Source organism: Paraburkholderia dilworthii (genome assembly GCF_000472525.1).
Classification (GTDB): Bacteria; Pseudomonadota; Gammaproteobacteria; order Burkholderiales; family Burkholderiaceae; genus Paraburkholderia; species Paraburkholderia dilworthii.
Window position 1 is genome coordinate 41,344 of the sequence record NZ_AWZT01000031.1, and the last position, 18,059, is coordinate 59,402.

Below are 18,059 nucleotides of genomic sequence, written 5' to 3' on the forward strand. Positions count from 1 at the left end.
ACGCCAGCCGTTGCCGCGGCTTCCACCAGGGAGTCGAAAATGCGACACAAAGCCATTGCGATCATCGGCGGTTCCGGTTTTATCGGTAGCCATCTCGTCAACGCCCTCGTTGAGATGGGCAAAGACGTGCGCATTGCCACGCGGCGCCGCTACAACGCGCGCCATCTCACACTGCTTCCTATCGACGTGATCGAAACCGATGTGTTCGATCCGGTTCAACTCGCGCGCTTTGTCGAAGGTACAGACTGCGTGATCAATCTCGTCGGCACGCTGCACGGCAAACGCCGGACGCCGTACGGTCCGGAATTCGCACGCGCGCACGTCGAACTGCCAACGCGGATCGTCGCTGCTTGCGAGGGCAAGGGCGTGCATCGGCTGATTCATCTGAGCGCCCTTGGCGCCGACTCGAATGGCCCGAGCATGTACGCGCGCTCGAAGGGCGACGGCGAGAAAGCGGTGCACGCGGCGAATCTCGCGTGGACAGTTTTTCGGCCATCCGTCGTATTCGGTCCGGAAGACGAATTCCTTAACAAGTTCGCATTCTTGCAGCGCATTTTTCCGATGATCCCGCTTGCGATGCCGGACGCGAAATTCCAGCCGGTCTACGTCGGCGATGTCGCGAAGGCGATCGTCAACGTGCTCGATCTCGATGCGGCCAGCGGCAAGACCTACGAGCTTGGCGGGCCGAGCATCTACACGCTCGAAGACCTCGTCAAATATTGCGGCGATGTGATCGGCCGGCACGCGAGCATCATTCGTCTGCCCGAAGCGTTCGCGCGCTTGCAGGCAATGACCTTCGAGATGGCGCCCGGCGAACCGGTCATCACGCGCGACAATCTGGATTCGATGAAAGTCGACAACGTGTTGAGCCGGCCGCTTGCGCCCGAGCTTGGCATCGAGCCGGCCAGCATCGAAACGATCGCGCCTGTCTATCTAACCGGGGCGTCGGCACGTTCGCGTTTCGATACGTTCCGCGCGAGCGCGGGGCGCTGAACCCTTCCCTTCCTCTTCCTCATACGAACCCGCATGAAGCTGCTTATTGGTGACAAGAACTATTCGTCCTGGTCGATGCGTCCGTGGCTGCTGCTCAAGCATTTCGGCATTGCGTTCGACGAAGTCCTGATCCATCTCAACCAGCCCGGCACCAACGCTGCCGTGCTCGCTCACGCGCCGAACGGCCCGGGCAAGGTGCCCTGTCTGATCGACGACACGGGCGTCGCCATCTGGGATTCGCTGGCAATCGCCGAGACGCTGGCCGAGCGCTTCCCTCAGCACGCGCTGTGGCCGCGCGACGCGGCGGCGCGTGCTCATGCGCGCAGCGTGAGCGCGGAAATGCATTCGGGCTTCGGCGACTTGCGCTCGAATATGTGGATGAACATTCGCGCGTCGTTCCCCGGCAAGAACGCAACGCCCGGCGTGCTGACCGACATCGCGCGTATCGAGGCGATCTGGCGCAACTGTCTGGACACATACGGCGGTCCTTTCCTGTTCGGCGAGTTCAGCATTGCAGACGCCATGTACGCGCCAGTGGCCATGCGTTTCAACACGTGGCAACCGGCGCTTGCAGAGACGTCGTCGGCGTATGTTCGCCGGGTCATGGGCGTGCCCGCCGTGAAAGCCTGGATCGACGCCGCGCTCGGCGAGACGCACGCCATTGCGTATCTAGACCAATGCCCATGAATATCTACGCGGTAGGCGGCGCGATTCGCGACGAATTGCTGGGCGTGCCGGTGCAGGATCGCGATTATGTGGTGGTCGGCGCGACACCCGAGCAGATGGTTGCGCAGGGCTATCGTCCGGTGGGCAAGGACTTCCCCGTGTTCCTGCATCCGCAGACGCATGAGGAGTACGCGCTCGCGCGCACCGAGCGGAAAACGGCGGCGGGGTATCACGGTTTCCAGTTTTTCTACGCGCCGGACGTGACGCTGGAGGAAGACCTCGCGCGCCGCGATCTCACGATCAATGCAATGGCGCGTGAGGTGCGACCCGACGGTGAACTGACCGGCCCGGTTATCGATCCGTTCGGCGGTCAGCGCGATTTGCAGGCGAAGCTGTTCTGCCATGTCAGCGACGCGTTTCTCGAAGATCCGGTGCGCATCTTGCGCATCGCACGCTTCGCCGCGCGTTTCGCCGATTTCACGGTCGCGCCTGAGACGCTCGCGTTGATGCGCAAGATGGTGGCCGAAGGCGAAGTGGATGCGCTGGTTGCCGAGCGCGTGTGGCAGGAGGTATCGCGCGGGCTGATGGAGAAGAAGCCGTCGCGCATGTTCGAGGTACTGCGCGATTGCGGCGCATTGGCGCGGATTCTGCCGGAAATCGACGCGTTGTTCGGCGTGCCACAACGCGCCGATTATCACCCCGAGGTCGATACCGGCGTGCACGTAATGATGGTGCTCGACCACGCGGCGCAGCAGGGCTACGCACTACCGGTGCGCTTCGCCGCGCTGACGCACGACCTCGGCAAAGCCACCACGCCCGAACACATTCTGCCGCGGCATATCGGCCACGAAGGACGTAGCGTGGACTTGCTCAAGCCCTTGTGCGAGAGGCTGCGCGTGCCGAACGAGTGTCGCGACCTCGCGGTGCTGGTGGCGCGCGAGCACGGCAACATTCATCGCGTGATGGAAATGGGTGCGGCTGCGCTCGTGAGGCTGCTGGAGCGCAGCGACGCGATTCGCAAGCCGTCGCGTTTTGCGGAAGCGTTGCAGGCGTGCGAAGCGGACGCGCGCGGCCGGCTCGGCTTTGAAGCGCGAGAGTATCGGCAGGCGGAGCGCTTGAGAGTCGCGCTCGTCGCGGCGCGAGGCGTGGATGCGGGCGCCGTCGCGAAGCGGCTCGCCGATGCGCCGGCCGGCATCAAGGAAGCCGTGCATGAAGAGCGCGTGCGGGCCGTGGCCGCAGCGCTCGAATCGGTGAAGCAGGGGTAGGGCGGCGGTGCGCGCGTAGCCTTTCTGAAACTGCCACCGTCGCCGTGAACCGCAAGGCGGCCTCTACAGAAGCCTTGCGATAAACGACAGCAGCATCGACAGCAACAACGTCGACATGAACGGAAAGTGGTATTCGCGTCCGAACAGACGCACGCTGACGTCGCCGGGCATTCGTCCGATGCCGAGCTTTCGAAGCCACGGCCAGCAAGCCGACAGCACCGCCAGCGCAACGAAAGTAGTCAACAGCCATCGGATCATCGCGAATACTCCGGCATTACAGCGTGTGCGACCGGTCGCCGCTGGAAAACGCCTGGAGCGTGTCTTCCAGGCCGCGCGAGAACGCGATCACCTTGAATAGCTCGCCCATCTCGGCTTCCGACAGTAACTTCTGCACCGCATTTGCCGCAGGCAGAAAGCGCGCCGTGTCGGCGGGATCGATTTCGGATAGCGCGTCGGTAATGCCCGCGTTCAGCAGGAAGCGGGCTTGCGACGTGAAGCCCAGCAGATCCGCGCCCGTCTCGACGCCCGCTTCAGCGATGCCGGTGAATTCCACGTGCGCGGTGATGTCCTGCAAGCCCGGATAGGCAAACGGATCGCCATGCGCGCGATGCCGGTAATGGCACATCAGCGTGCCTTGCGCGCGCTGCGCATGGTAGTACTCGTGACGCGGGAAACCATAGTCGATGAAAAACGCCGCGCCGCGTGCGAGCATCGTGCAGATGGTGCGCGTGAAGGCGCGCGCGGCGTCGTGCGTTTCGGCGAGGTAATCGCCGCCGGTCGTATCGATTTCGGACAGCAATGCCATATCGGCCAGTGCGGATGCGGATGCCGATGCGGACAGCGGACGGTCTTCGAATGCGAACCATGCGTCGCGCCATGTAACGCCGCGTTCCCGCCAGGCGCCGTCGACGGAAGCAAAAAGGCGCACGGGCATTGCGTCCAGCACTTCATTGCCGATCACCACGCCTTCGAAGCGCTCCGGCAATGCGTCGAGCCAGCGCACTTTGCCGGCGAGCGTAGGCGCCGCCGCTTCGACAGTTTCGCGCTGACGCTCGCGCAATTCGCCCGACAGATCGACGATCGAATAGCTGTCGAACTCGGCGCCGAGTGCGGCCAGCGCGTTGAGCAAACCGGCCGCCAGTTTGCCAGTGCCGGCGCCGAACTCCATCACGTCGCGCGTGCCGCTCGCCTTCAACGCTTCGGCGATGGGCCGCGCGAGCGTCGCCGCGAATAGCGGCGATAGTTCGGGCGCCGTGACGAAGTCGCTGCCGTCGTCGCCGCGCAGCCCGAATTTGCGTGCGCCGCCGCTGTAATAGCCGAGTCCGGGCGCGTACAGCGCGCGCTCCATGTAGCGGTCGAACGGCAGCCAGCCGCCGGCGTCTTCGAGCTCCGCGCGAATCAGCGCCACAAGCGCTTCGGACTGCGCGAGCGCGCTCGGGCCGGGAGCAGGTAAACTATCGGGTTGGTGAGCTTTCGGATTCATCCCCGCATTGTAAATGACCGCTTCTCTGGACACCGCCGCGGCCCGCGCGCCTGAAACGCCACGTGTGGTGCTGATTACCGGCGCCGCGCTCCGCATCGGACGCTCGCTCGCGCTTGGCTTTGCCGCGCGTGGCTGGGACGTGGCCGTTCACTACGGCGCATCGCGCGAAGAAGCGGACGAAGTGGTCAGGGAAATCGCCGGCATGGGCCGCCGGGCGGTGGCCTTGCACGCCGAGCTGGGCGACGAGGCCCAAGTCGCGGCCTTATTGCCGGCGTGTACGGCGGCGCTCGGCCGGCCGGCGTGCATCGTCAACAATGCGTCGCGCTTCGAGGAAGACACGGCACGCAACGTGGGCTACGACCTTCTGCTCAAGCTGACCGCGGTGAACCTCGGCGCGCCGCTCGTGCTCGCACGCATGCTGTACGAGGCGACGCCACAAGCCGCGCTAGTCGACGAGACGCAGCGCAGCGTGGTGATCAATGTGCTGGACCAGAAGCTGTACAACATGAACCCGGATTACCTGTCGTATACGCTGTCGAAAGCCGCGTTGCAGACAGCCACGGTTGCGCTCGCGCAGGCGTTGGCGCCGAAAGTGCGCGTGGTCGGGCTCGCGCCAGGGCTTACGATGCAATCCGCCGATCAGACCGCGGAGAGTTTCGCGGCCGCTCATCGGGTTACGCCTTTGGGCCGCGCGTCGCGGCCGGAGGATATCGTCGCCGCCGCGCTGTATCTCGCGGACGCAACCGGCGTCACCGGAACGACGCTGGTGGTCGACGGCGGACAGCACCTCGTGCCGCTGCCGCGCGACGTAATGTTTTTAACCGGTTTTTGACGGGTTTTTGACGGACGCTTGAAGCACAACTTGCGCCCCTTTGCGTGCCCCGCACGCTTTTTTCGACTGGAACGAACATGTTTGCCGCTCTTTCGCATCCCCGGCTCGCCGATTGCCGCCGGCTTTTTCTGCGCAATTACGAAGTGCACATCAACATCGGCGTGCACGACTTCGAAAAGCGCGGCGAACAGCGCGTGGTGATCAACGTCGAACTGTTCGTGCCGCTCGCGCTTTCCACTCCGGTGCAGGACAGGTTGAATGAAGTGGTCGACTACGACTTCATGCGTTCGACCATTTCGCGTCGCGTCGAGCAAGGCCATATTCACTTGCAGGAAACGCTGTGCGACGATCTCGTGAAGACGATGCTCGAGCACCCGCACGTGCGGGCCGCACGCGTGTCGACCGAAAAGCCGGATGTTTATCCCGACTGCGACGCGGTGGGCGTCGAAGTTTTCCGTATCAAAGAGGATTGAGCCATGAACGCTCCGGAAATCCTGAACGACAGCACAACCGCCGCCCGCCAGAAGTCGCCGCTCACGCGCCGCGAGCAGAAGGAAGCGTACGAGAACAACAAGCTGTTCAAGCGGCTTGCGCGCCAGGTTGGCGAGGCGATCGGCGACTTCAACATGATCGAGGACGGCGACAAGGTGATGGTGTGCCTGTCGGGCGGCAAAGATAGTTACGCAATGCTCGACGTGTTGATGCGGCTGCGCGAGCGCGCGCCGATCAACTTCGACATCGTGGCAGTGAATCTCGATCAGAAGCAGCCCGGTTTCCCCGAGCACGTGCTGCCCGAGTATCTGAAGCAACTGGACATTCCGTTTCACATCGAGAATCAGGATACGTACAGCATCGTCAAGCGGCTGGTGCCGGAGGGCAAGACGACCTGCTCGCTGTGCTCACGGTTGCGGCGCGGCATTCTGTACCGCGTGGCGGGCGAACTCGGCGCGACCAAGATTGCGCTCGGCCATCATCGCGACGACATTCTGCAAACGCTGCTGCTCAACATGTTCTACGGCGGCAAGCTGAAGGGCATGCCGCCCAAGCTGCAATCGGACGATGGCAAGAACATCGTGATCCGCCCGCTCGCCTACGTGAAGGAAACCGATCTGGAAAAGTACGCGGAGTTGCGTGAATTCCCGATCATTCCGTGCAATCTGTGCGGCAGCCAACCGAATCTGAAGCGTGCCGAAATGAAGGCGTTGATTCGCGACTGGGAGAAGCGCTTCCCGGGTCGCATCGAGAATATGTTCAACGCGTTGTCGAACGTGGTCCCGTCGCACCTGATGGATCACAAGCTGTTTCCGTTCGCCGGTCTGCGCGCCACCGGCGAGGCCGACCCGCAAGGCGACATCGCATTTGACGAAGAACCGTGTTCGACCGATGCCGATGTCGGCGCGCCGCTTGGCGCAGCGCGGCCGATCTCAATCGTCCAGTTCGACGACCTGTGACGGGAAAGTCTGCGAAAAAGGCGCCTCACGTCTTACTTTCCCTTGCAATGTGGCCGCTTTCGCGGCCATTTTCGCAAGAGGGTGCGTGATAGAATCGTCGGCTCCAAACTCGTCTATTTGCCGACGCCATGAACATTGTGATTTTGGCGGCAGGCACCGGTAAGCGCATGCGGTCCGCGCTTCCCAAGGTGCTCCATCCCCTGGCTGGCCGGCCGCTTCTCGCTCATGTCATCGACACTGCCCGCACGTTGAAGCCAACGCGGCTCGTCGTGGTGATCGGTCACGGCGCGGAAGCGGTCCGCGAAGCCGTCGCCGCGCCCGACGTGCAGTTCGCTGTCCAGCAACAACAGCTCGGCACGGGCCACGCGGTGCAGCAGGCTCTGCCGCTTCTCGATCCGTCTGCGCCCACGCTCGTGCTTTATGGCGACGTGCCGCTCACGCGCGCAAGCACATTGCAGGCGCTCGTCGAGCGCGCCGGTCAAGGCGGTTATGGCGTGCTGACCGTGACGCTTGCGGACCCGAGCGGCTATGGGCGCATCGTGCGCGATCCGCAAGGCAAGGTGTCGCGCATCGTCGAACAGAAGGACGCCAACGCCGAGCAGCTCAAGATTGCCGAGATCAACACCGGCATTATCGTTGCGCCCACCGAGCGGCTTTCGGGCTGGCTCGCCGCGCTGAAGAACGACAATGCGCAAGGTGAGTTCTATCTGACCGACGCAGTCGAAATGGCGATCGAAGCGGGCCTCGAAGTCGTCACCACGCAGCCGCAAGATGAATGGGAAACGCTCGGCGTCAACAGCAAGCAACAGCTTGCCGAGCTCGAGCGGATTCATCAGCGCAATGTGGCTGACGTGCTGCTGGTTTCCGGCGTGACGCTTGCCGATCCGGCGCGCGTGGACGTGCGCGGCACGCTCGAATGCGGCCGCGACGTGTCGATCGACGTGAATTGTGTGTTCGAGGGCCGCGTCACACTGGCCGATAACGTGACGATCGGTCCGAACTGCGTGATCCGCAACGCGACCATCGGCGCGGGTACGCGGGTCGATGCGTTCACGCATATCGAAGGCGCGGAAGTCGGCGCGAATGTCGTGCTCGGGCCTTATGCGCGGTTGCGTACGGGCGCGTCGTTGCACGACGAATCGCATGTCGGCAACTTCGTCGAGGTGAAGAATGCGGTGCTGGGCCGCGGCTCGAAAGCGAACCACCTCACGTATATCGGCGACTCGGATATCGGCGCACGCGTGAACATCGGCGCAGGCACCATCACGTGCAATTACGACGGCGCGAACAAATTCCGCACCATCATTGAAGACGATGTGTTCGTCGGTTCCGACACGCAACTGGTTGCGCCCGTGCGCGTTAAGCGGGGCGCGACGATCGCGGCGGGCACGACCGTCTGGAAGGACGTCGAAGCAGACGCGCTGGTCCTGAACGACAAAACGCAAACGAGCAAGACGGGCTACGTACGCCCGGCCAAAAAGAAGAGTTGATGGAAAGCTGCGGGCGCCCCAATGCGCCCGCAATACTCCAGAACTGACAAAGGAACAGACCATGTGCGGCATTGTTGGCGCGGCAGCGCAACGTAATATCGTCCCCGTCCTGATCGAAGGACTGCGGCGCCTCGAATATCGCGGCTACGACTCGTGCGGCGTCGCCGTGCTAGGCGAGGGCGGTCCGGCGCGTGCGCGGAGCGTGGCGCGCGTCGCCGATCTCGACGATCAGGTGCGCGACAGCCACCTCGGCGGCATCACCGGTATTGCGCATACACGCTGGGCCACGCATGGCGCGCCAGTCACCGACAACGCTCACCCGATCTTTTCGAAAGATGCGCTCGCGTTGGTACACAACGGAATCATCGAAAACTACGAAACGCTGCGCGAGATGTTGCGTGGCAAGGGATACACGTTCGTCTCGCAGACCGACACGGAGGTTATCGCTCATTTGATCCACAGCCTGTATCGCGGCGATCTGTTTGCGACTGTGCGCGAGGCGGTCGCGCAACTGCACGGCGCCTATGCGATCGCTGTGCTCCATAAAGACCAGCCGCATACGGTCGTCGGCGCGCGGCAGGGTTCGCCGCTCGTCGTGGGGCTTGGCGACGGCGAGAACTTCCTTGCGTCCGACGCGCTTGCGCTCGCGGGCAGTACCGAGCGCTTCATCTTTCTGGAAGAAGGCGACGTGTGCGAGCTCACGCTCGAGGGCGTGCGTATTGCCGACCGCGACGGCGAGGAAGCGAAGCGCGAAGTGCGTCAGGTGGCGGCATACGGTGGCGCGGTGGAGCTCGGTCCGTATCGCCATTTCATGCAGAAGGAAATTTTCGAGCAGCCGCGCGCGATCTCCGACACGATTCCTCAAGCGGATTCGTTCGATGCCTCGCTGTTCGGCGAGGGCGCCGACGGCGTATTCGCGGATATCGACAATCTGCTGATCCTCGCGTGCGGCACGAGCTACTACTCGGGGCTCACCGCGAAGTACTGGCTCGAGTCCATTGCAAAGATTCCGACGCAGGTGGAAATTGCTAGCGAGTATCGCTATCGCGAGTCGGTGCCGAATCCCAGGTCGCTCGTCGTGGTGATTTCGCAGTCGGGTGAAACGGCGGACACGCTTGCGGCGCTCAAACATGCGCAGGCGCTTGGGCATCGGCATACGCTCGCTGTGTGCAACGTCGGCACGAGCGCGATGGTGCGGCAGACAGAATTGGCGTTCCTCACGCACGCGGGCCGCGAGATCGGCGTTGCGTCGACGAAGGCGTTCACGACGCAGCTCGTTGCGCTGTTCGTACTGGCCGTGACGCTCGCGAAACTGCGCGGGCGTGTGAGCGCGGAGCAGGAAGCCGAATACCTGCGGCAACTCCGCCATCTGCCCGCCGCGTTGAACAGCGTGCTGGCGCTGGAGCCGCAGATCATCGCGTGGTCGGAAGAGTTCTCGCGAAAGGAACATGCGTTGTTCCTGGGCCGCGGCATGCATTATCCGATTGCGCTTGAAGGTGCGTTGAAGCTGAAGGAAATTTCCTACATTCACGCCGAGGCCTACCCTGCTGGCGAACTGAAGCACGGGCCGCTTGCGCTGGTCACCGAGGCAATGCCGGTCGTGACGGTTGCGCCGAACGACGCATTGCTGGAGAAGCTCAAGTCGAACATCCAGGAGGTGCGTGCGCGCGGCGGCCAGTTGTATGTTTTCGCCGATGCGGACACGAAGATTGTCAACGACGAAGGTCTGCACGTGATCCGGATGCCGGAGCACTACGGTCTGTTGTCGCCGATTCTGCACGTGGTGCCGCTGCAGTTGCTGGCGTATCACACGGCGTGCGCGCGGGGTACGGACGTGGATAAGCCGCGCAATCTGGCGAAGTCGGTGACGGTGGAGTGAGGAGGGCGTTGTTGGGCTTTGCTGCTGCTGTTGCCGATTCACCTAGTGCATCAAACGAAAGCGCCGGTTCTCTAGCCGGCGCTTTTTTGTTTATGCCGACTCAGCCGTTGATGGTCGCCTGCCAGACTCCTCACTCATACCGCTCGCGCTCACAACTCCGGTCGGGCTAGGTCGCACGTCGCGATGTGCTCGCCATAGACCTGCGCCGCTGCGACCGCCTCCAGTTTCGTGGGATACGGACCAAGCTCAGGGGCGCCATCGAACGGGAACAGCACACGGCCGTCGGTGGTTCGGACCACCTTCAATACGCCGAAGAATCGTCGATAGCCGGCGAGCCTGGACGTCGTCGAGATTTCGAAATCGTCCTCTGACGCTGCGGGGACGCTGGGAATGAATGCGGTCTTGCTCATGCTGAGGACATCTCGTGTTCGATAAACCTGCGATTGTCGCGGACGGATGTTCGCCGGTGACCGTCATTGTCTCAAATCCCCGGAAGCTGGGTGGTCGCGCGCGACACCGATTGCGGCGAGCGGCGCATAGCCGCGTGTTCGCGACTAACGGATCAATGCCTGCGCAACGAAAATCGGCGTTCAACTAGCTCGGCATGGCTGCGGCCCCCGCAGGTTAAGGCTCCGCCAAGGCTTCCACTCCCTGATCCATGCTAGACCGATTCAAATGCCTGTTTTTAAGGCAGCGTTATAATGCGCAGACTTTTTCCTCAGACTTATGCCATGAGCCGGTTACTTTGCTTGATCCTGCTTTCCCTCGGCCTCGCCCAATCGGCGATGGCTGAGGAAAACGGTGACCGCATGTCGGTGTATCTGACGAAGAAATTCGGCCTCGCGAAAGAGAAGGCGGAAAAAATATCGGACGCAGTTCAATCCGCCGCATCTAAATATTCGCTGCCGCCAGCGCTGCTCCTGGCCATTATCTCGATCGAATCGCGCTTCAAGGAAAAAGCCAAGGGTGCCAATGGCGCGACGGGCCTGATGCAAGTGGTGCCGAGCGCCCATCGCGGGCTGTTGAGAAACGTGAAGGATCTCACCGAACCGACCGCCAATATCGAGGTTGGCTCCGCAATTCTGTATGGCTACATGCGCTCGGCCAACGGCGATATGAATGCGGCGCTCAAAAGCTACGGCGGCTCGCAAGCATACGCGCAGAAGGTCAGCTTGCGCGCGGGCGATTTTGCCGACGTGGCCACACCGCAAGACTCGGCCCAAGATGTCAACGCGCAAACCGGTTCGTGCAGTGCTGGCGCGGCCGTCCGATGCGCGCCGTCCGGCAACTGGAGCAACGCGTTCACTGTGCCTTCGACGAATACCGTCGGCGCGGCCCAAACCGCGCGATAGCGTCGGCAGGGCTTCCTGCGACGTCGAACTGAACGCCGGCTCTCTCTGCCTTTCCGTGCCGCAGCCCCGTCGAGCGAGGCACGGCCTGCAATTTCCCTAAGTCCATCGTGAAAGACGGTGAAAGTCGCGCGCGTGCGCTTCGCTGCACCTTTTTTACGCACTTGCGACAACCGCTCTACAATGCATTTCCTTCGCGGTTTCATTCGCATTTACGCAGCGTTCCAGATTGACCATGTCCACCTCGTTTTTCAAGACCACCGCGGCCTCGCTGTGCGGCCTGATCATGCTCGCCGCTTGCAGCAGCGCGCCGAAGCCCAAATTCCAGCAGGAGTTGTTCGAAACGGGCGCGAGCCCTTATGCACGCAATTTCAACTCGAGCGTGACCGACAGTTGCGAGGCCGCGCGTCGCGCCTTGCTGAGTCAAGGCTATCTGACGACGATGACCCGCAACGATACGGTCGACGGAACCAAGAATTTCCAGCCCACCGGCGATACCCATGTGGTTGTCGAATTTCATGTGGTGTGTACGCCGGGCGAAGAGGCAAGCAGTAGCAGCATCGTCTATGTGAACGCCGTGCAGAACGGCTTCGCGTTGAAGAAGAGCGATACGTCGGCGAGTGTCGGACTGAGCGTGCTCGGTTCGCTGTCGCTGCCGATCCGCTCGAACAGCGACGCAATGGTGAAGATTTCCAGTGAGACAATTCCGTCGGGCAAGTTCTACGACCGCTTCTTTGGTCTCGTCGATCACTACTTGCAAACCGTTGTGCGCACTCAGCCGGTCGTCAACGACCGCATCGAGACGCGCTTGCTGCCGGTGCCCGTCGAGACCACAGCGCCTGTTCCTGCACCCGAAATGCCGGACTTGATCGGCAAGGCCGCTTCCGTGCAACCCGCGAGCGAAGGCGGCACCTTGCGCTGAGCGTTGGCGACGCTTTGAGGCGTGTAGCTAATCGACGCGCGCCGAGCCCGCAAAATCAGCGTGCAGGCGGACCTGTCCTATGTTGTTTACTTCACACGTATACATACGTAGTAGTAGTTAACAAGGGTAAGCCCGGTCTGTGGATAACCACCGATTCTTCCGTTACTTCAAGGTAGTGGGAATCCGATAACCGTGCGGGACAGGGCTGCAGAGAAACGACGAGCTTGGGATAACTTTCCCCAACTACGACGCTCGCCTCGTCTTATCAAGTTTTGGCGCACAGGCTGTTCCATGCGCTATCCCAACGTTATGCAAAGGCCAGTGTGGATAACTGGCATTGAACCGGCGCGCCCCTTGCCCGCCCCGCGTGGCAGCGTTTTTCGGTCGGTCATGGCTCGCAAGCGTACAGACCGTGTAGGGCGTCGGGCGCAAGTTAAGGGGGCGGACGGTACGAAGATTGCGTGTCTCTTTTTGCAAGCGCAACCGTTGCTATTTAGTCAAAACAGGTTCGGCGATGCCCGATCCAGGCATAGAGTTAAAGGGTTTTCTGAAGTTATTGGTGCAGTGCGGGGGTATGGAATGAAACGCAGAACAGCACGACAGTTGGTTCGTCTTCTCTCCGATATCAGGCATGCTGCCCATTGCAGCACGTTGCGAGCGTCAGCCACCAATCGGGAAATGGCGCTTGCGTCGGCCGAGCGCGGCGCAGGCCCGGACGAAAGTCACGAAAACGACCAGGACACTGATACGACGCGCGAAGTGCGCGACAACAAGCCGGTGCGGAGTGGATCATGAGGGCCGCAAGCGAACAGTCGTTGCGTTTCCTCGTCGAGAAGTGGCTGGCGCCGGCGTCTTCGGCGGCTGTCCACGTGACCGAATTCAGCCGTACGCGGATCGGCGGCCGGCGTTACGTGCGCGTAGAGACATCGGCTGAATCCGGTTCGCGCGCGCTTTTCTTCTTCCGTCACGACGACGGCTGCTGGTGTGTGTTCCCGCCCACTGCGGACGCGCGGCACTTGTATGTGCATCCACGAGCCGCTTGACGGCGGCCGCTCCGCGCATCGACAGCACCTTACCGAGCGCGTTTCCGGGCGAAGAAGTTAGCCGATTTTCAGCGACTGCCAACCGAACCCGCGCCTGAAACGCTGCCTCCACGCGCGCCAATCGCGCCAATCGCGCCAATCGCGCCAATCGCGCGAAACCCGGGCCGCTTCGTGCACAATCGCGCATGGCCCGCTAGCAGCTTCGGCAGCTTCGGCAGAGCCGGCAGAGCCGGCGCTAGGGTGCGCAACAGCGCCTGCATTCGCCGGCCCAATCCCAGGCAACCCGATGGACGACAAAGACTGGATCGCCGGCGCCGCGAAGGCGTTGGCGATCATCGAGGCATTCGACGAAGAGCACGCGCGCATGACGCCGACCGCAGTGGCCGGACGCGCCGGTCTGTCGCGCACGGCGGCGCGCCGCTATCTGCTGACGCTGCGTGAGCTCGGCTACGTGGATACAGATGGCAAGCTCTTCTGGCTCGCGCCGCGCGTGTTGCGGCTAGGGCAGTCCTATCTCGACTCGGCGCGCTTGCCGCGCACGGTGCAGCCGTTCCTGCAACGCATTACGGCGACGCTTCAGGAAACGGCGCTCGTCGCGATTCTCGACGAACACGATGTGGTCTACGTGGCCCGCAACGGTGTGAACCGCGCTATGGCGGTTGGCTTCGTGCTCGGTTCGCGCGCGCCGGCGCCTTTATCGTCGGCGGGATTGGTTTTGCTGGCGTTCCAGGCTCCGGACAATATCGAGCAATGGCTCGCGTCGTATCCGATCAAAGTGTTCACACCGCACACCTACTCCACAGTCGAACGGCTGCGCGAAGTGCTCGGTGAAATTCGACGCAACGGTTATGTCGTCACTGACCAGCAACTCGAACTCGGTGTGCGCGGCGTCGCGGTGCCATTGCGCGACCGGCATGGAACAGTTGTCGCGGCGATTAGCGTGAGCATGCCGATCGGCCAGGAGTCTGCGAACGCCGCGCTGCACCGCGTTCTGCCGACGCTGCTCGAAACCGCGAGCCTGCTGCGCAACCTGATTTGACGCGGGCCAGGCCATGTCCCCGGCATCAGGCGTTTATGAGTGAAAGCGTCTCGAAAGCAAGCTGTCTCCCGGAAAATACATATCCTGTTTTGCGCATGACAAACCGCTGACGCCAGGTAATACTCTTCGGCGGGCGCGGTAAGGCTCCTGCGACCGTGCCTGCTTCACCGTGCAGCTATTTCATTCACACTGACTCAGTCGTTGAGGTTTGGGGAACAACACATGAAAAAAGTTATCGTCTCGCTCGCAGCTGCATCCATCGCGCTGGTCTCGGTTCAAGCTTTCGCACAAGCATCGGACGCAGCCGCTCCGGCCGCTGCAGCTAGCGCGCCGAAGAAGCATCACGTGAAGAAGCTGAAGTCGCACGGCAAGCGCGCTCCGGTTGCTGCGGCAGCGTCGGCATCCGGCACGAACGACAAGGGCGCTCAGAACTAAGCAGGTGCTTGTCAGGCGAGTCGCTTCGCCGTTGCATGCGCTTGCCGGTACGGCGCATGTGATGCGGATTCGATGCAGGCGTCGCAAGCAAAAAGGCCAGAGCGCGTGCTCTGGCCTTTTTGTATTCCGGCCGCGTTCCTCACCGCGTTTCAGCGACATTTGAGGCGACGTCCCGGCACCACTTCAGCAACATTGCCTGGCGCGCCGGCTGCGCTCAGCCCGCCAGTCCGCGTTTGATCACTTCGTTCAGCAGCCCCGTCATGCCTTCCGGATGCGTGGCGGCGCGCTCCTTGAGCTCGGCAACCAGTTCGCCGTTCAGCTTGCATGCAAACGCGACAAGACCTTGCGCCTGATCCAGCTTGCGCTGCTCCCGGCGATCCAGTTTCGGCTCGGCCGCCGAAGCCTTGCCGAAACGCTCGGCGGTGGACTGCTTCATTGCATTGTTCAGCTTGAGTGCCTTGTTCTTCTCAAGGTCGGTCTTTTTCATCGCCATACGTCAGGCCTCTGCCAGATAAGTAATCCCGCATTGTACGCACCGCGCGTTGCGCCGCGCGAGCGAACGGCTTCGCGTATCAGCGCAAGCCGCCGGACGCGCCGGCATCGCGAGCCTCGCACTCGACCGGCGCCGCCACGCTGTCGATCAGCGCGCGCATTCTTTGCCAGTGCGTACCTTCCCAGAAGACGCGGCGGCATACGTCGCAGGTGACGAACTGCTTATGCCGCTCCAGCACGCCGTCGGGCGCGCGGTCGCCGACTTCGTCTCGCGGGATACGCCTGAGCGGCGCGTTGCACATCAGACATAGACGGAACGGTTGCGCGCTGCCCGCGAGATCCAGCCGCTCGAACACTTCGCGCAATTGTTCTCGCGGCCTGAGCGCGCGCACGTAGCAACCGTGCGTGATGGCGCGGCGTTTCAATAGCTCGCGGTCGCGAGTGAGCACGATGCGGTCTTCGGCGGCGGCAAGTGCTTCGATGTCGGCGTCGGGATAGTGGTTGTCGTACAGCGTATCGAAGCCCGCCAGCCGCAGGAGCGGCGCAAGGCCGCCAAGATGCGCGTCGGCGATGAAGCGCACCACGCGCAGCGGCCGTTCACGCACGCGCAGCAGCGGCCGGATGTCGATTGCCTCGAACTTCGGATAGACGGCGACACGGTCACCATCGGCGAGCGGATGATTGAAACCGACCGACTCGCCATTCACCAGGATCAGCTCGACTTCGGTGTGCGGCACGCCGAGCGCTTCAATCGCGTGTTTGGTGGTGGCGTCGCGCGCGCATGGATAAGCGAACGCCCGCCGGCGCAGCGGCCGGGCGAGGAAATCGTTCAGCTCCTCATAGAAGCGGAAAGTCGCGGTGACCATCGCAGCAGTATCGCACCGCGCCGCATTGCTTGCCGTCGTTGGGTGCAGCAGTTGCGTCCTATCGTTGCGTCCGGCGATTGTGTCCGTAGTCGTGCCCCATAGTCGAGTCCCGCAGTTGCGTCGTTTTCCTGCATATGTCCACTGGGTGTGCTTTACTTCCAGTTCCTTAGAAGACGGAGCCACAGATGGACATCGGTTTTATCGGTCTCGGCGAGATGGGCGCCGCGATGGTTGCAAACATCCTGAAAGCAGGGCATCAGGTGCGCGTATGGAACCGCTCGCCGGAACGTGCGCAATCGCTCGCCGATGCAGGCGCGCGAATCGTCGCCACTCCGGCCGAAGCATTCGCCGGCGACGCCGTGTTTTCAATGCTCGCCGACGATGCCGCTTTGCGCGAGGTCGTGACGGCGTCGTTGCTGGAGCATGCGCCGCGGGGGCTGATCCACGTAAACATGGCGACGATCTCGGTTGCGCTGGCCGAGGAACTCGCCACCGCGCATGCGTCGCGCGGCGTCAATTACGTTGCCGCTCCGGTGCTCGGCCGGCCTGATGTGGCAGCGGCAGGAAAGCTGACAATCGTGGCAGGCGGCCCCGCCGAGTCGATCGATCGCGTGCAGCCTGTTTTCGACGCGATAGGACAGAAGACCTGGCGCATCGGTTCGCTGCCGCAACAGGCGAACGTCATCAAGCTTGCCGCCAACTTCATGCTCGGTGCGGCGGTCGAGACGCTGGGCGAAGCCGCTGCGCTGGTGTCGGGACATGGCCTTGCAATCCAGGATTTTCTCGATGTCATCACGAGCGGGATTTTTCCTGGACCGGTCTACGCCGGCTACGGCAAGATGATCGCGGAGCAGCGCTACGAGCCGGCGCTCTTCAAGGCGCGCCTGGGACTGAAAGACCTGCGCCTTGCACTGGCCGCAGCCGACGCGGTTACGACGCCGCTGCCGATTGCGAGCGTCGTTCGGGACAGCCTGATCGAGGCGGTCGCGCACGGCGACGGCGAGAAAGACTTCGCGGTTCTGGGCCAGGTGGCGGCGCGCCGGGCGGGTCGTTGAAGGGCGCCGCGCGCGCGGACAGCCGCGCTTCGCGGGCATAATAGCCGTCCAATCCTTTTCGCAGTGATGCCATGAGTTTGCATACCTGGTGGCTGTTTGCCGCCACTGTCTTTGTCGTGTGCGCCATTCCTGGCCCGAATATGCTGCTCGTCATGACGCACGGCGCCCGGCACGGCCTGCGCCGCACGGGCGCCACGATGGCGGGCTGTTTGTCGGCGCTCGTGCTGATGCTGGCCGTATCGGCGGCGGGGCTCGGCGTATTTCTCGAAGCCTGGCCGGCGCTGTTTAACGCGCTGCGTTTGATCGGCGCGGCGTATCTGGTGTACCTCGGCATCAAGGCGTGGCGCGCGCCTGCTGACGAAACCGCCGCGGCCGAGGTCGACGAACTGGCCGCGAAACCGGCTCGCTCGCGTTTCGCGTTGTTTCGCAACGGTTTTCTGGTGGCGGGCAGCAATCCGAAGGCGATTCTGTTTGCCGCTGCGCTGCTGCCGCAATTTATCGACGCCTCGCTGCCCATGTTGCCGCAGTTCGGCATTCTGGTGGCCACGTTCGCCGTTATCGAGGTCAGCTGGTATCTGGTGTACGCCGGTTTCGGCACCCGTATCGGCAACCGGCTGAAGAGTCGCACCGTCGCCCGTATGTTCAACCGGCTGACGGGCGGCGTTTTTGTTGGCTTTGGCGCGATGATGGCGCTGGTCCGGCACTAACGGCAGCCCGCGGCGAAGCATCGTTCAAGCACATGTGGCGAATCCGCAACAAGAGGGGACAACCCTGATTTTGATGTTGCGTCGCACCAAAC

The 18,059-nt window shown here is 62.7% G+C and carries 20 protein-coding genes; 15 read left to right on the forward strand and 5 right to left on the reverse strand.

The genetic code is table 11. The features are described 5' to 3' along the window. Positions 1-39: 39 nt before the first annotated feature. From F759_RS0123605 to F759_RS0123615, 3 genes are read left to right on the forward strand one after another with little or no spacing between them, the layout of a single operon-like run. Positions 40-993: a complex I NDUFA9 subunit family protein gene (locus F759_RS0123605; protein ID WP_027802030.1), complete on the forward strand. Its 954-nt coding sequence runs from the start codon at positions 40-42 to the stop codon at positions 991-993. A 33-nt stretch (positions 994-1,026) separates the two neighbouring features. Further along, entirely contained in the window at positions 1,027-1,680 is a 654-nt protein-coding gene (locus tag F759_RS0123610) for a glutathione S-transferase family protein (RefSeq protein ID WP_027802031.1), read from the forward strand. After that, the gene (locus F759_RS0123615; RefSeq protein WP_027802032.1) at positions 1,677-2,924 is read left to right on the forward strand and encodes a multifunctional CCA addition/repair protein; all 1,248 of its coding nucleotides are present in this window, start codon (positions 1,677-1,679) and stop codon (positions 2,922-2,924) included. The genes F759_RS0123610 and F759_RS0123615 overlap by 4 nt, the downstream gene beginning before the upstream one ends. A gap of 63 nt (positions 2,925-2,987) precedes the next feature. On the opposite strand, the gene F759_RS0123620 is transcribed toward F759_RS0123615, so the two are convergent. Together F759_RS0123620 and F759_RS0123625 are read right to left on the reverse strand one after the other, a co-directional pair. Next, the gene (locus F759_RS0123620) at positions 2,988-3,182 is read right to left on the reverse strand and encodes a DUF2905 domain-containing protein (protein ID WP_027802033.1); all 195 of its coding nucleotides are present in this window, start codon (positions 3,180-3,182) and stop codon (positions 2,988-2,990) included. Positions 3,183-3,198: 16 nt separating this feature from the next. Next, positions 3,199-4,407, reverse strand: a complete 1,209-nt coding sequence (locus tag F759_RS0123625; protein WP_027802034.1) for a class I SAM-dependent methyltransferase — start codon at positions 4,405-4,407, stop codon at positions 3,199-3,201. 13 nt (positions 4,408-4,420) lie between these two features. Between F759_RS0123625 and F759_RS0123630 the strand changes: the two genes are divergently transcribed. The 5 genes from F759_RS0123630 to glmS all read left to right on the forward strand — a co-directional run bounded on the left by F759_RS0123630 (position 4,421) and on the right by glmS (position 10,059). Then, positions 4,421-5,239 (forward strand): SDR family oxidoreductase, encoded by an 819-nt coding sequence (locus F759_RS0123630; protein WP_027802035.1) that lies wholly within the window; start codon positions 4,421-4,423, stop codon positions 5,237-5,239. 77 nt (positions 5,240-5,316) lie between these two features. Continuing rightward, positions 5,317-5,712 carry a dihydroneopterin aldolase gene (locus F759_RS0123635; RefSeq protein ID WP_027802036.1) on the forward strand — a complete coding sequence of 132 codons (396 nt, stop codon included), beginning with the start codon at positions 5,317-5,319 and terminating at the stop codon, positions 5,710-5,712. Between the two features lie 3 nt (positions 5,713-5,715). After that, positions 5,716-6,690 (forward strand): tRNA 2-thiocytidine(32) synthetase TtcA, encoded by a 975-nt coding sequence (gene ttcA / locus F759_RS0123640; RefSeq protein ID WP_027802037.1) that lies wholly within the window; start codon positions 5,716-5,718, stop codon positions 6,688-6,690. Positions 6,691-6,818: 128 nt separating this feature from the next. After that, the gene (gene glmU, locus F759_RS0123645; RefSeq protein WP_027802038.1) at positions 6,819-8,180 is read left to right on the forward strand and encodes a bifunctional UDP-N-acetylglucosamine diphosphorylase/glucosamine-1-phosphate N-acetyltransferase GlmU; all 1,362 of its coding nucleotides are present in this window, start codon (positions 6,819-6,821) and stop codon (positions 8,178-8,180) included. A 61-nt stretch (positions 8,181-8,241) separates the two neighbouring features. Further along, a complete protein-coding gene (gene glmS / locus F759_RS0123650) occupies positions 8,242-10,059 on the forward strand; it encodes a glutamine--fructose-6-phosphate transaminase (isomerizing) (RefSeq protein WP_027802039.1) in 1,818 nt (605 codons plus the stop codon). A 149-nt stretch (positions 10,060-10,208) separates the two neighbouring features. On the opposite strand, the gene F759_RS0123655 is transcribed toward glmS, so the two are convergent. Beyond that, positions 10,209-10,469: a DUF6723 family protein gene (locus tag F759_RS0123655; protein ID WP_027802040.1), complete on the reverse strand. Its 261-nt coding sequence runs from the start codon at positions 10,467-10,469 to the stop codon at positions 10,209-10,211. Positions 10,470-10,808: 339 nt separating this feature from the next. Here F759_RS0123655 and F759_RS0123660 point away from each other — a divergent pair, with 339 nt between their 5' ends. The 5 genes from F759_RS0123660 (at position 10,809) to F759_RS0123690 (ending at position 14,847) form a co-directional block, all read left to right on the forward strand. Further along, positions 10,809-11,411: a lytic transglycosylase domain-containing protein gene (locus tag F759_RS0123660; RefSeq protein ID WP_407668547.1), complete on the forward strand. Its 603-nt coding sequence runs from the start codon at positions 10,809-10,811 to the stop codon at positions 11,409-11,411. A 232-nt stretch (positions 11,412-11,643) separates the two neighbouring features. After that, complete coding sequence (locus F759_RS0123665) at positions 11,644-12,330, forward strand: DUF2242 domain-containing protein (protein ID WP_027802042.1); 687 nt, start codon at positions 11,644-11,646, stop codon at positions 12,328-12,330. A 791-nt stretch (positions 12,331-13,121) separates the two neighbouring features. Continuing rightward, positions 13,122-13,373: a hypothetical protein gene (locus tag F759_RS0123675; protein ID WP_027802043.1), complete on the forward strand. Its 252-nt coding sequence runs from the start codon at positions 13,122-13,124 to the stop codon at positions 13,371-13,373. Between the two features lie 286 nt (positions 13,374-13,659). Continuing rightward, positions 13,660-14,412, forward strand: a complete 753-nt coding sequence (locus tag F759_RS0123685) for an IclR family transcriptional regulator domain-containing protein (protein ID WP_027802045.1) — start codon at positions 13,660-13,662, stop codon at positions 14,410-14,412. A 222-nt stretch (positions 14,413-14,634) separates the two neighbouring features. Next, positions 14,635-14,847: a hypothetical protein gene (locus tag F759_RS0123690; protein WP_027802046.1), complete on the forward strand. Its 213-nt coding sequence runs from the start codon at positions 14,635-14,637 to the stop codon at positions 14,845-14,847. Positions 14,848-15,061: 214 nt separating this feature from the next. Here the strand turns inward: F759_RS0123690 and F759_RS0123695 are convergent, their stop codons facing one another. Together F759_RS0123695 and F759_RS0123700 are read right to left on the reverse strand one after the other, a co-directional pair. Further along, complete coding sequence (locus F759_RS0123695; RefSeq protein ID WP_027802047.1) at positions 15,062-15,340, reverse strand: hypothetical protein; 279 nt, start codon at positions 15,338-15,340, stop codon at positions 15,062-15,064. Positions 15,341-15,419: 79 nt separating this feature from the next. Next, positions 15,420-16,205: a Mut7-C RNAse domain-containing protein gene (locus F759_RS0123700; RefSeq protein ID WP_027802048.1), complete on the reverse strand. Its 786-nt coding sequence runs from the start codon at positions 16,203-16,205 to the stop codon at positions 15,420-15,422. A gap of 185 nt (positions 16,206-16,390) precedes the next feature. Here F759_RS0123700 and F759_RS0123705 point away from each other — a divergent pair, with 185 nt between their 5' ends. Further along, positions 16,391-17,260: an NAD(P)-dependent oxidoreductase gene (locus tag F759_RS0123705; RefSeq protein WP_027802049.1), complete on the forward strand. Its 870-nt coding sequence runs from the start codon at positions 16,391-16,393 to the stop codon at positions 17,258-17,260. A gap of 71 nt (positions 17,261-17,331) precedes the next feature. Then, positions 17,332-17,967, forward strand: a complete 636-nt coding sequence (locus tag F759_RS0123710; RefSeq protein WP_027802050.1) for a LysE family translocator — start codon at positions 17,332-17,334, stop codon at positions 17,965-17,967. Positions 17,968-18,059 lie beyond the last annotated feature (92 nt).